Here is a 12,605-nt window from a genome sequence, read left to right as displayed (position 1 = left end):
CCCCCCCCCCCCCCCCCCCCCCCCCCCCCCCCCCCCCCCCCCCCCCCCCCCCCCCCCCCCCCCCCCCCCCCCCCCCCCCCCCCCCCCCCCCCCGCTGCGTTCCACGGCACTGCGTGTACGGCCGGGAGGACCGGGGTACGGCGTCAGTGCGGCCGACCGAACGCCGCACACCCGCACCCCGGGGAGGCACCCTTGCTGGTCGAGACGCTCGCCTTCGCCCTCGTCGGCCTGATCGTCGGCGCCGCCGCGCTGCTTTCACTGCCCGCGTACTTCCCGGCCGGGCGGGGGCTGACGATGGGGACGGCGCTGGTCTCGGCGCTGCTCGCCGGTGTGATCGCGCACTTCACGCTGGACGGCGGGTTCCCGGCGGTCAGCATCGCGGTCTCGGCGGTCGCCTCGGCCCTGCTCACCTCGGTGCTGGCCCGGCCCGACCTCGCCGCCGGGCGCCAGCCCGCCCACCGGCACCACCCGCACCGGGCCGGCGCCCACCGCCGGCACCGCCCCGCCTGACGGCCCCGGCTGGGCCGACGGCCGCGGACCCGCCTTACGAGGCGAGGCCCAGCGCGGCCATCCGCTTGGTGTGCGCCTCGGTGATCCGGTTGAACATCTTGCCGACCTCGACCAGGTCGAAGCCCTGCACGTGCATGCCGCCGACCAGCAGGTTGGAGAGCGCGTCCCGCTCCGCGACCACCCGCTGGGCCTGGCTCAGCGCCTCGCCCATCAGCCGCCGGCCCCAGAGCGCCAGCCGGCCGCCGGCGCGAGGGTCGGCCTCGATGGCCTGCCGCACCTTGTCGACGGCGAACTGGGCGTGCCCGGTGTCCGACATCACGCCGAGGACCAGGTCGCGGGTGTCGTCGTCCAGGCGGACGGCCACCTCGCGGTAGAAGTCGGTGGCGATCGCGTCGCCCACGTAGGCCTTGACCAGGCCCTCCAGCCAGTCCGAGGGCGCGGTCATCCGGTGGAAGAGCTCCAGCGGCTCGACGAACGGCCGCATCGCCTCCTGCGGGTCGGCGCCCACCTCGGCGAGCCGGTCGTGCAGCCGCTGGTAGTGCTGGAACTCGGCGGAGGCCATCCGGGCCAGCGCGGCCTTGTCGGCGAGGTCCGGCGCGAGCTTGGCGTCCTCGGCGAGCCGCTCGAAGGCGCTCAGCTCGCCGTACGCGAGGGCGCCGAGCAGGTCCAGCACGGCCGCCCGGTAGCCGGGGTCGGCCGAGCAGCTCGCCCAGTCCCCGATCGAACCGGCCCCGTCGTCCTGCGTCTCACCATGGGTCTCCATGACCGGCCACCTTAGTCCCGCCCGCCCTCCCGCACACGCATGGTCCGGCACCCGCCGCCCCGGCCCCGGGCCCCGCCGCCGCGCACCCGGCGAGCAGGCCGCCCACCGCCCCGCAGGCCCTCCGAGCAGCGATGTCATGCGCGTCACGTGTTCGAGTGGTCGCGTCACGGTATGGTGGTAGGGAGACCCGTAGTGCTCGCACGGTGTCACCGCCGTCTCGGTGCGCCGGGCAAGCCCGCTCCGTAGCGGGACCGTCCCTAGGACGTGTCCGTACCGGAAGCCGGGTCCTCACGTACGCGGATGCCCGGTCGGAGAGCCGATCGGCTCCGACCATGGCTTGGACTTCAAGCCTTGGCACCGCATCAGTGGCCGAGCGAGGGCCGCCGCGGACCGCGCCGCCCGGCGCAAGGTCCCGCGCAGGTCCCTCACGGGAAATCCTCCCCGACGCCGCCGGAGACGCGCCCCTTCACCGGGCCGCGCGCACCGGCCGGCCGCAGGGACCGGCGCGGTTGTGCGTCCGCGCAGCTGTCATCAGGGCCCCTGGCCCGTACGCAGCCGCGCGGCTGCCCGCCGCTCTCTCGCTCTCGGCCCCACCACACGGAAGAGGCAGCACCCTGTCCACCACCGCTGAACCCGCCAAGACCACTTTCCGGGACCTGGGGATCCTCCCGGAGACCGCCGAGGCCCTGGAGGCCGTCGGCATCATCCACCCCTTCCCCATCCAGGAGATGACCCTCCCGGTCGCGCTGACCGGCCACGACGTCATCGGCCAGGCCAAGACCGGCACCGGCAAGACCCTCGGTTTCGGCCTCCCGCTGATCGAGCGCGTCGTCGTCCGCGCCGACATCGACGCCGGCCGGGCCACCGAGGACCAGCTCTCCGACGGCCCGCAGGCCCTGATCGTCGTCCCGACCCGTGAGCTGTGCACCCAGGTCACCAACGACCTGCAGACGGCCGGCAAGGTCCGCGACGTCCGCGTGCTCGCGATCTACGGCGGCCGCGCCTACGAGCCGCAGGTCGAGGCGCTCAAGAAGGGCGTCGACATCATCGTCGGCACCCCGGGTCGCCTGCTCGACCTCGCGGGGCAGCGCAAGCTGGACCTGTCGAAGGTCCGCGCACTGGTCCTCGACGAGGCCGACGAGATGCTCGACCTGGGCTTCCTGCCCGACGTCGAGAAGATCATCACCATGCTGCCCGCCAAGCGGCAGACCCTGCTGTTCTCGGCGACCATGCCGGGCCAGGTCATCAGCCTCGCCCGCCGGTACATGAGCCAGCCGACCCACATCCGGGCCGCCGCGCCGGACGACACCGGCCACACCGTGGCCAACACCACCCAGCACATCTTCCGGGCGCACTCGCTCGACAAGGTGGAGATGGTCTCGCGCATCCTGCAGTCCGACGGCCGCGGCCTCGCGATGATCTTCTGCCGGACCAAGCGCACCGCCGCCGACGTCTCCGACCAGCTCACCCAGCGCGGCTTCGCGGCCGGCGCGGTCCACGGCGACCTCGGCCAGGGCGCCCGCGAGCAGGCGCTGCGGGCCTTCCGCAGCGGCAAGGTCGACGTGCTGGTCTGCACCGACGTCGCGGCCCGCGGCATCGATGTCGAGGGCGTCACGCACGTCATCAACTACCAGTGCCCCGAGGACGAGAAGACCTACCTGCACCGGATCGGCCGCACCGGCCGGGCCGGCGCCTCCGGCACCGCCGTCACGCTGGTCGACTGGGACGACATCCCGCGCTGGCAGCTGATCAACAAGGCGCTGGACCTCAAGTTCAACGAGCCGGAGGAGACCTACTCCACCTCGCCGCACCTGTACGAGCTGCTGAAGATCGCCAAGGGCACCACCGGTGTCCTGCCGCGGTCGGAGCGGACCCGGGCCGGGCTCGGCGCGGAGGAGGTCGAGGACCTCGGCGAGACCGGCGGGCGCGGTTCGCGTTCGGCCGGCGGCCGTGGCCGGGCCGCCGCGAAGGGCGGCTCCGGCAAGCCCGCCGCCGCCGTCGAGACCCCCGAGGAGAAGCCGGCCCGCCGGACCCGTGAGCGCCGCCGCACCCGTGCCGGCAGCGAGGTCGCGGCCGACGCGGTGACGGGCGTGCCCGTCGAGGGCGCCGCCGTGGTCGACGCGCCGGCAACCCCGGCGGCTCCCGCCATCGAGGGTGCCGAGGGCGAGGCCGCAGCGCCGCGCCGCCGCCGTCGCCGTCCGCGCAGCGCCGCCGCAGGCGAGGGCGCGGTCGCCGCGGTGGCCGAGGCTCCGGCCGCGGTCGCCGAGACCGCCACGGAGGAGAAGCCGGCCCGCCGCACCCGCAGCCGGGCCAAGGCGAAGGCCGAGCCGGCCGCCGAGGGCGCTGCGGCGCCCGAGGCCGCCGCGGACGCCCCGGCCGAGGCCCCGGCCCCGCGCCGCCGGACCCGGAGCCGCCGCCCGGCCGCCGAGGCCGCCGAGGCGACGCCGGAGAGCTGACACACCCGAGGCACCGCCCGGAGGGGGCGGCCCGGTCCCGCGTGTCGGGGCGGGGCCGTCCCCTCCGGCGTTTGACGCCATAGGCTCAGGGGTTACCGGCCGGTCACTCCGGCCGGGTCGCAGGAGAGCCGCAGGAGATCCAGGAGATCCGCCCATGAGCACGCCGCCGTTCCTCACCCTCCCCCGTTGTGCGCGTGCGCTGCGGGTGGCGACCGCCCGCGGGGAGTTCGCCGCCCTGCGGGCCGAACCGGCGGGCGCGGTACGCGGGTCGGCGCTGCTGGTGCCCGGGTTCACCGGCAGCAAGGAGGACTTCATCGCCCTGCTGGAGCCGCTCGCGGCGGCCGGCTACCGGGTGACCGCGGTCGACCAGCGCGGCCAGTTCGAGACCGGCGGCCCTGACGACCCGGCCGCCTACACCGTGGACGCGCTGGGCGCGGACGTCCGGGCGCTCTCCGCCGCGCTGGCCGCCGACGGGGCTCCGCTGCACCTGCTGGGCCACTCCTTCGGCGGCCAGGTGGTCCGGGAGGCTGTCCTGGCGGCCGCCGCCGACGGCCCGCTGCCCTGGCGTTCGCTGACCCTGATGTCCACCGGGCCGGGGGCGATCGAGCCGGGCGAGGCGGAGCGCACCAAGCTGCTGATCTCGGTGCTGCCGACGATGAGCCTGGAGGAGATCTGGCAGGTGCTCCAGCAGATGGAGGAGGGCTCGGGCGACCCGGCCCGCCACCGGACCCCCGAGGTCGCCGAGTTCCTGCACCGCCGCTGGGTGGCCAATGTGCCGCAGGCGCTCGTGACCACCGGCAGCCACCTGGTCGACGCGCCCGACCGGGTGGACGAGCTGGCCGCGGCCGCCGGCGGTCTGCCGACGCTGGTGCTCTCCGGCGTCCGGGACTACGCCTGGCCGGTCCCGGAGCAGACGAAGATGGCCGAACGACTGGGTGCCGGCCGGGTGGTGGTCGAGGACGCCGGCCACTCCCCCAACGCCGAGCAGCCGGCCGCCACCGCCGAGGCGCTGACCGGCTTCTGGAGCCGTTCCTAGCGGCGGTTCCGGGGGCTCCACCCCGGCCCGGCCGCCGTCAGCGCGGGACAAAATTCGTTAGTTACGGTAATATTTGATTCTGTCCGGGAATCGTCGACATCGACGTCGACGTCGGCGCGAATCAGCCGAAACCAGGACTTTACGGACGGGCAACGACCCGGTAGCAGCACCACGACAGAGTGGTTCACGCGGGACCAGAGGTCCTGGGCAAGCAGGGGGGAGCCCTTTTGCCGCAGCAGACCGTCGACCGTTCGACACGACAGACCCCGAAAGGGCTGATACCGACTCAGCCACGACCGCCCCGCACCGCGGGGCCAGGAAAGGAGACGCCCATGCGTTTCGAGATCCTCCGACTGGACGACGCCAACGGCACCGCCACCGACCGACTGATCGCCGACGCCGAGACCGTCCGCGAGTTCGTCCAGGCCGCCGCCCGCACCGGCGAGCGCCTGCTCATCCGTCCGTGCCCGACCGTCTGACCCAGCGCGGCGCCTCCGACCGGGAGCCCTCACCCGCCGCCGAAGACCCGGGAACGTCCGATCCCGACGTTCCGATACCCGACTGACGCCCCGTCGCCGCGATCGCCGATGACGGGGCGTCAGTGCGTCCGGGCCTCCCCCGCCGTCGGGCCGACGTTTGCCGCCGCCCGCCGCTGGACATTCCCTACCGGGAGCCGCCCGCACCGCGCCCACCCCGCGCCGGACGGACGCCCGCCACCGACAGGTGCCGCCGCGCCCTCCGTACGGGTGATCGTCCTTGACGCGGCGGTCCGGAGGGAGGAGCGTTGTCGGCTATGAGGGGCGAGCCAAGCTGCCCGAGGTGCGCCGGTCGGGTCCGCGCCCCCGGTCTGTTCTCAGACACCTGGCAGTGTGACCGGCACGGGGACGTGCACCCGATGCAGCCGGTGCTGCCCCCGAGCGTGGAAGCGCTCGACGTCGCCGTCGCCCGTTCACAGGTCCCCGTCTGGCTGCCCTGGCCGCTCCCGGTCGGCTGGCTCTACACGGGCATCGCGCACGTCGGCGACGACGTCTCGGGCGCCCGGGCCACCGCCGTCGCCTGCTCCGGCCCGGCGCCGCTCGGCGGCTTCGGGGAGCTGGTGCTGGTCGCCGAGGAGCTGGGCGTCGGGCTCGGCGCCCGGTACGCGGGGCTGACCGGCCCGGACCCGGGCGAGTCCGTCGCCCTCTACAAGCCCGCCGACGCCAAGCTGATGGCGGCCGGGCGGCCCACCCCGATGTTCCACGTCCCGGACGCGCCGGCCGACCGCGCGGTCTTCGTCGGCGAGGCCCGCGGGCTCTGGCTCTGGGCGGTGGCCTGGCCCGAGCAGTCGGCGCTGGTGATGTACGACGAGCTGGTCCTCACCGACCTGCGTGAGGCCGGCGCCGAGCTGGACCTGCTCCCCTGCGGGGCCCTCTCCCCCCGCCTGCTCGGCTGAGCCTCACGGGGGCCGCACTATCCTGGGCCGCACCCCGCCGCCCACCCCAGGAGCCGACCCCGTGCGCATCGACCTGCACGCCCACAGCAACGCCTCCGACGGCACCGACAGCCCGGCCGAGCTGGTCGCGGCGGCGGTCGCCGCGGGTCTGGACGTGGTGGCGCTGACCGACCACGACACGGTGGGGGGCCACGCCGAGGCCGCCGAGGCGGTGCACGCCCTGCCGGCCGGCACCCGGCTGACCCTCGTCCCGGGGGCCGAGCTGTCCTGCGTCGTGGACGGCATCAGCATGCACCTGCTGGCCTACCTGTTCGACCCGGCCGAGCCGGAGTTCGCGCAGGAGCGCGAGCTGGTGCGCACCGACCGGTTCCGGCGCGGGCGGGCGATCGTCGAGCGGTGCCGCACGCTGGGCGCGGACATCAGCTGGGAGCAGGTCGAGCGGATCGCGGGCGCCGGTTCGGTGGGCCGGCCGCACATCGCCAGCGCGTTGGTCGAGGCAGGCGTGGTGGCCACCGTCTCGGACGCGTTCACGCCCGAGTGGCTGGCCAACGGCGGGCGGGCGGACGTCCGCAAGCACGAGACCGACCCGGCCGAGGCGGTCCGGCTGGTCCGGGCGGCCGGCGGGGTGCCGGTCTTCGCGCACCCGGGCGCGGTCAAGCGCGGGCGGACCGTCTCCGACCAGGTGATCGCGGACCTCGCGGCGGCCGGGCTGGCCGCGCTGGAGGTCGACCACATCGACCACGACGAGCCGGCCCGGGAGCACCTGCGCGGGCTGGCCGCCGAGCTCGGCCTGCTGACCACCGGGTCCAGCGACTACCACGGCAGCCGCAAGACCGTCCGGCTCGGTGAGCACACCACCGATCCCGCCGTCTACGAGGCGCTGGTGGCGCAGGCCACCGGCGCGAAGCCGATCGGGGGGTAGGACCTCCCCGGCGCGCACGCCGGGGTGCGGGAGCGTCCGGAGGCTCGCAGATCCCGGCCTGAGCCGGCGTCAGTCCAGCGGTACCGCACGGCGGTCGGGGTCGCGCAGGTCGGTGCCGTGCTGGAGCCAGCGCTCCTCCAGCGCGGCCGCGCCGTGCACGCGCTTCCAGCCGGCCTCGTTGGGCGTCATCGGCAGCAGCGGCAGGAAGCGGACCGGGTCGGCCGGCTCGTCCAGCTCCAGATCGGGCACCAGGCCGCCCGGCTCGGCGGCCATCACCGAGGTGAACGGTGCGCCGTCCCAGAGCGGGGACCCGAGGTCCAGCGAGCCTCCGGGGGCCACCACCAGGCCCTCCACCTGCGGCGTCGCGGCGAAGGTGGCCAGGGTGCGGAGCACGCTGTCGCGCCCCCCACGGACCGTCAGGACCAGTTCGGCGCGCGGGCCGCGGACCTGGTCGGCGACCGTCGCGGTCGGGTCGGCCATCGGTGCGGCGGCCATCCCGAGCGTGGCGTAGCGGACCAGTCCCTCGGCGTCCGGGCCGAAGCGCAGCACCTCGATCCGGTCCGCGCCGAGGAAGGTGACCGCGGCACGGCCGCTCGGTTCGCCGAAGGTGGTCAGCAGCCGGGCCTCGACGGCGGCCAGCACCGCCTCCCGGGAGAGTCCGGAGGGGTCGTGGGAACTGCCGCCGGAGGCCGAGGAGGGGTCGCCGAAGAGCGGGAAGTCGTGCGCCATGCCGTGAGCGTAACCCGGGGCACCCGCCCGGTTGTCACGAGCGTCACGGGAACGCCGAAGCGGCAATGGCCGGTCAGATGTTAGTGTGAGCGACTGGCCACCGGGGATGCTTACCTCCTCCGGGGCAGCGGCGTGAAGGAGGTGGTTGCGGTGGATACCAGCCGACCATGCAGTACCGGCAGCTCTACCCGGCCCGGACGCCTTCCCCGTACCCCTCGTCACGCAGGCTGAAACAGCCCCAGCAGTAGCTGGGCCCGCCGCGTCCGTCGAGACGACCGAGGCAGTGTCGGGCCGGCCCGGGAGAGCACCCTCACCGGCGTCCGGTCGTTCCAGCGCGTGCCCCAGCAAGGCCGAGGACCGACCGCAGGCGCCCTTCCACCGGTGTTCCTTCGCCGTCGCACCACGGCCACTCTTCTCACCGTGCCGCCGTGCGGCGGCTCCTGCCCCAGGGAGCCTGCCATGTCGATGATCAACAGCCTGCGCGCCGCCGTCCGCACCAACCGCCGCCGCTCGGCGGCCGGCCTGTTCGACTCGATCCACCCGGGTGCCTCCACCTCGGCGGTGGTGGACTGCGCCGTCTACCAGCAGGGCCGGCGGCAGGGCGAGACCTGCAGCCCGCGCGAGGCGGCTCGCCTCGTCAAGGCCTCGCAGCAAGTACCGGACGGTGCAGGATCGTTCAGCTGGATCGGACTGCACGAGCCGACCGAGGCCGAGTTCGAGGGCATCGCCCAGCGCTTCGGCCTGCACCCGCTGGCGGTCGAGGACGCCGTCCACGCGCACCAGCGGCCCAAGGTCGAGCGGTACGACGACGTGCTGTTCGCCGTCTTCAAGACGATCCGCTACGTCGAGCACGACCAGCTCACCCCGACCAGCGAGGTGGTCGAGACCGGCGAGCTGATGGTCTTCGCCGGGCGGGACTTCGTGATCACCGTCCGGCACGGCGGGCACAGCTCGCTGCAGGAGCTGCGGCACCGGCTGGAGGCCGACGCGGACGGCTCCGGGCTGCTCGCCAAGGGCCCGTCCGCGGTCCTGCACGCGATCGCCGACCAGGTGGTGGACAACTACCTGCTGGTCGCCGACCGGCTGCAGACCGACGTGGACGAGATCGAGTTCGACGTCTTCTCCAACAAGGGCGGCCGGGGCACCGACGTCGGCCGGGTCTACCAGCTCAAGCGCGAAGTACTGGAGTTCAAGCGGGCGGTGACGCCGCTGCTGCGGCCCATGCAGCAGCTCTCCGAGCCGTTGCAGCGACTGGTCGACCCGGACATCCAGAAGTACTTCCGGGACGTCGCCGACCACCTCGCCCGGGTCACCGAGCAGGTGCACGGCTTCGACGAGCTGCTCAACTCGCTGCTCCAGGCCAACCTGGCGCAGGTCTCGGTGGCGCAGAACGAGGACATGCGCAAGATCACCGCCTGGGCGGCGATCTTCGCCGTGCCCACCATGATCACCGGCGTCTACGGCATGAACTTCGACTACATGCCGGAGCTGCACCACAAGTACGGGTACCCGATGGTGCTCGGCAGCGTCGTGCTGATCTGCATCGGCATGTACCGCGGCTTCCGCCGCAACGGCTGGCTGTAGAGCCCCGCGCGGGGCCGCCACGGCCCCACTCGGGCCCGCCGGAGCGCTACTTGCGGCCCCCGCGGGCGACCAGGACCAGGCCGAGCAGGATCAGCACCACCGCCGGGTAGGCGGCCACCGGGGGCCACTGGCCGAGCCAGAGCGCGGCGATCAGCGCGGCCCCCGGGGTCTCCAGCAGGATCGCGGTGGAGGTGACGGACGGGCCCAGGGTGCGCACCACCCGGTTGCTCAGCGAGTGGCCGAGCAGCTGGGCGGTGACCATCAGCAGCACGATCTGCCACCAGGCCCCGGCCGGCCAGCCGCTCATCGGCGTCCCCGCGGCCAGGCAGATCACCAGCAGCACCACCGCCGTGGTGGCGTAGCAGACCAGGGTGTACGCGGTGGTGCTGACGGTCCTGCGGACCTCGGCGCCCAGCAGCATGTACCCGGCCGCCGCGAGGCCGGCACCGAGCGCCAGCGCGTCGCCGAGCATGGCGCGGGGCGACAGCGCCATGTCGACGCCGGTGAGCACCAGCACGCCGGCGAAGGCCACCGACATGCCGATCCAGACCAGCCGGGGCGCCCGCACCCCGAACAGCCGCATCAGCAGGATGGTCCAGAGCGGGGTGGTGGTCACCAGCGCGGTCGCCGAGGCCACCGAGGTCATCCGCAGGCTCGGCATCCAGAGTGCGAAGTGCACCGCGAGCAGCGCACCGGCCGCCACCGCCAGCAGCAGCGCCCGCCGGCCGATCCCGCGCAGCTCGGCGCGGTGCCGCATCAGCGCGTACGGGCCGAGCACGCCGACCGACATGACGTTGCGCCAGAACGCGATCGCCAGGGCGGGGGCGGCGGTGGCGCTGATCAGCGGCCCGGAGAGCGAGATGCCGGAGACGGAGACGGCGAGCAGCAGCAGGTCGAGCTTGGGGAGCGGATGCGAGGGCGCCTGGTCGGCCGCGGTGGCGGTGCGGCCGGATTCGGCGGGGGCGGCGGTCTCGGGCCGGGCGGCGGGCACGGCGCTCCTCTGGCTCGTCGTGAGGGTGTGGGCGGCTCCTAAGGTAAGGCCCGTGGGGCAGTCATGGCACTGTCGCCCGACGGGTGAGACATCTCGTGGACGCCCAGGGCTTACGCTGTGCGCCATGGACCGTACGCCTGCCGCAGCCGCGACCGCCGACGACTTCCTCGACCGGGCCCTGCTGGAGGAGGCCGCGAAGAAGTCCGGCCTGCTCTGGGTGCGCGCCGAGGGCCAGGAGCACAGCCGGGCGCTCTGGCACGCCTGGCACGACGGCGCGGTGGTCGTGGTCGGCGACGGCGGCGAGCAGCCGCTGCACGGGCTCGCCTCCGGGGTCGGCGCGGTGGTCACCGTTCGCAGCAAGGACAAGGGCGGCCGGCTGACCGGCTGGCCGGCCCGGGTCACCGAGCTGACGCCGGGCAGCGAGGCCTGGCTCGGCGCCGTCGAGGAGCTCAAGGGCAAGCGGCTGAACGCGCCCGACACCGACACCATCACCGACCGCTGGGCCCGCGAGTGCCGGGTACTGCGGCTGGAGCCGGCCGCCGGGCTGACCGAGCACCCCGGCGCCATGCCGGACTCCTCGCACGCCGCCGCCCCGATGCCCACCCCCGCCACGACCCGGATGCCCATCCCGGCCGGGCTGCCCAAGCTGCTCCTCAAGCGCCGCAAGGGCTGAGCCGCACCTCCCCGGCCCCCGGAGCAGGAAGCCGGCCGGGCCGACCTCCCGTGCGGCCGCGGGCCGGCTCCCCCGCAGGTCACGTGCCCCGCACGCTTGCCGTGCCTCGCCGGGCCGGGCCCGGGGTGCCCGGGTAGCCTTGGCCGCGGGGCGCTCCCCCGCGCCCGTTCCGGGCATCGAGCAGGTCGAACGAGTCGAGGGAGTCCATGGCAGGGGCAGGCAGCCGGGTCTTCATCTCGCACCTCTCCGGCGTCGCCGTCTTCGACCCGAACGGCGACCAGGTCGGCCGGGTCCGCGACGTGGTGGTCTCGCTCCGCCTCGGCGGCCGCCCGCCCCGGGTGCTCGGGCTGGTGGTCGAGGTGATCGGCCGGCGCCGGATCTTCCTGCCGATGACCAGGGTCACCAGCCTGGAGTCCGGCCAGGTGCTCACCACCGGCGTCATCAACATGCGCCGCTTCGAGCAGCGTCCGTCCGAGACCCTCGTCCTCGGCGAACTGCTGGACCGCACCGTCACCTGGAGCAAGACCGGCCAGGAGGTCACCGTCCTGGACGTCGCGATGGTGCAGTCGCGCCTGCGCGAATGGGAGATCAGCAAGGTCTTCGTCCAGGTCGGCCGGGTCGGCCGGCTGCGCAAGGCCAAGGGCGAGACGATCACCGTGGACTGGAAGGACGTCACCGGCTTCGCCCTCCCCGAGGAGGGCCAGGGCGCCGCCAACCTGCTCGCCACCTTCGACCAGCTGCGCGCCGCCGACCTCGCCAACGTCATGCACCACCTCTCCTCCAAGCGCCGCGCCGAGGTGGCCGCCGCGCTGGACGACGAGCGGCTCGCCGACGTCCTGGAGGAGCTGCCCGAGGACGACCAGGTCGAGATCATCGGCAAGCTGAAGGACGAGCGCGCCGCCGACGTCCTGGAGGCGATGGACCCGGACGACGCCGCCGACCTGCTCTCCGAGCTGCCCGGCGACGAGGCCGAACGGCTGCTCCAGCTGATGGAGCCGGACGAGGCCGAGCCGGTCCGCCGCCTGCTGAAGTACGAGGAGAACACCGCCGGCGGTCTGATGACCACCGAGCCCATCGTGCTGGAACCGGACGCCACCGTGGCCGAGGCACTCGCCCGGGTGCGGGTCTCCGACAACAAGCCGGCCCTGGCCGCGCAGGTCTTCGTCTGCCGCCCTCCGAACGAGACCCCGACCGGCAAGTACCTGGGCACCGTGCACTTCCAGCGACTGCTCCGAGAGCCCCCGTACACCCTGGTCGGCTCGCTGGTGGACGACGACCTGGACCCGCTGCCGCCGGACACCCCGCTGCCGCTGATCACCAGCTACCTGGCGACGTACAACATGGTCGCCGCCCCCGTGGTCGACGAGGCCGACCACCTGGTCGGCGCGGTGACCGTCGACGACGTGCTCGACCACCTGCTGCCCGAGGACTGGCGCGAGGCCGCCCTGCACGGGCCGGCCGACGAGAGAGAGGCGACCGGTGGACGCTGACCGCAAGGGCCGACGGGAC

12 protein-coding genes are annotated in these 12,605 nt (G+C 74.3%); 9 read left to right on the top strand and 3 right to left on the bottom strand.

Features of this window, described 5'->3' with window-relative positions; all coding sequences use genetic code 11:
• Positions 1–192 precede the first annotated feature (192 nt).
• On the top strand, positions 193–510 hold the full coding sequence (locus tag ACZ6NC_RS20730) for a hypothetical protein (RefSeq protein ID WP_465734758.1): 318 nt from the start codon (positions 193–195) through the stop codon (positions 508–510).
• A gap of 34 nt (positions 511–544) precedes the next feature.
• Here the strand turns inward: ACZ6NC_RS20730 and ACZ6NC_RS20725 are convergent, their stop codons facing one another.
• Positions 545–1,273, bottom strand: a complete 729-nt coding sequence (locus ACZ6NC_RS20725; RefSeq protein ID WP_465734756.1) for a ferritin-like fold-containing protein — start codon at positions 1,271–1,273, stop codon at positions 545–547.
• A gap of 728 nt (positions 1,274–2,001) precedes the next feature.
• On the opposite strand from ACZ6NC_RS20725, the gene ACZ6NC_RS20720 reads away from it, so the two are divergent.
• The 5 genes from ACZ6NC_RS20720 to ACZ6NC_RS20700 all read left to right on the top strand — a co-directional run bounded on the left by ACZ6NC_RS20720 (position 2,002) and on the right by ACZ6NC_RS20700 (position 7,119).
• Positions 2,002–3,729 carry a DEAD/DEAH box helicase gene (locus ACZ6NC_RS20720; protein WP_465734773.1) on the top strand — a complete coding sequence of 576 codons (1,728 nt, stop codon included), beginning with the start codon at positions 2,002–2,004 and terminating at the stop codon, positions 3,727–3,729.
• A 154-nt stretch (positions 3,730–3,883) separates the two neighbouring features.
• Complete coding sequence (locus tag ACZ6NC_RS20715; protein ID WP_465734754.1) at positions 3,884–4,765, top strand: alpha/beta fold hydrolase; 882 nt, start codon at positions 3,884–3,886, stop codon at positions 4,763–4,765.
• 332 nt (positions 4,766–5,097) lie between these two features.
• Complete coding sequence (locus ACZ6NC_RS20710; RefSeq protein WP_153882781.1) at positions 5,098–5,244, top strand: hypothetical protein; 147 nt, start codon at positions 5,098–5,100, stop codon at positions 5,242–5,244.
• A gap of 314 nt (positions 5,245–5,558) precedes the next feature.
• Positions 5,559–6,197, top strand: coding sequence for a DUF6758 family protein (locus tag ACZ6NC_RS20705; RefSeq protein WP_465734752.1), 639 nt, complete (start codon positions 5,559–5,561; stop codon positions 6,195–6,197).
• A gap of 61 nt (positions 6,198–6,258) precedes the next feature.
• A complete protein-coding gene (locus ACZ6NC_RS20700; RefSeq protein WP_465734750.1) occupies positions 6,259–7,119 on the top strand; it encodes a PHP domain-containing protein in 861 nt (286 codons plus the stop codon).
• A gap of 69 nt (positions 7,120–7,188) precedes the next feature.
• Here the strand turns inward: ACZ6NC_RS20700 and ACZ6NC_RS20695 are convergent, their stop codons facing one another.
• Positions 7,189–7,848 carry a suppressor of fused domain protein gene (locus ACZ6NC_RS20695; protein ID WP_465734748.1) on the bottom strand — a complete coding sequence of 220 codons (660 nt, stop codon included), beginning with the start codon at positions 7,846–7,848 and terminating at the stop codon, positions 7,189–7,191.
• A 459-nt stretch (positions 7,849–8,307) separates the two neighbouring features.
• Between ACZ6NC_RS20695 and corA the strand changes: the two genes are divergently transcribed.
• The gene (corA, locus tag ACZ6NC_RS20690; protein WP_465734746.1) at positions 8,308–9,432 is read left to right on the top strand and encodes a magnesium/cobalt transporter CorA; all 1,125 of its coding nucleotides are present in this window, start codon (positions 8,308–8,310) and stop codon (positions 9,430–9,432) included.
• Positions 9,433–9,478: 46 nt separating this feature from the next.
• Here the strand turns inward: corA and ACZ6NC_RS20685 are convergent, their stop codons facing one another.
• Positions 9,479–10,423, bottom strand: coding sequence for a DMT family transporter (locus ACZ6NC_RS20685; protein ID WP_465734744.1), 945 nt, complete (start codon positions 10,421–10,423; stop codon positions 9,479–9,481).
• Between the two features lie 124 nt (positions 10,424–10,547).
• Here ACZ6NC_RS20685 and ACZ6NC_RS20680 point away from each other — a divergent pair, with 124 nt between their 5' ends.
• Entirely contained in the window at positions 10,548–11,096 is a 549-nt protein-coding gene (locus ACZ6NC_RS20680) for a hypothetical protein (protein WP_465734742.1), read from the top strand.
• A 206-nt stretch (positions 11,097–11,302) separates the two neighbouring features.
• Positions 11,303–12,586 (top strand): magnesium transporter MgtE N-terminal domain-containing protein, encoded by a 1,284-nt coding sequence (locus tag ACZ6NC_RS20675; RefSeq protein ID WP_465734740.1) that lies wholly within the window; start codon positions 11,303–11,305, stop codon positions 12,584–12,586.
• Positions 12,587–12,605 lie beyond the last annotated feature (19 nt).

This window comes from Kitasatospora sp. NPDC041988 (assembly GCF_055588525.1).
Note: the sequence above shows the minus strand (reverse complement) of the source record. Positions and strands in the feature narration are given on the sequence as shown.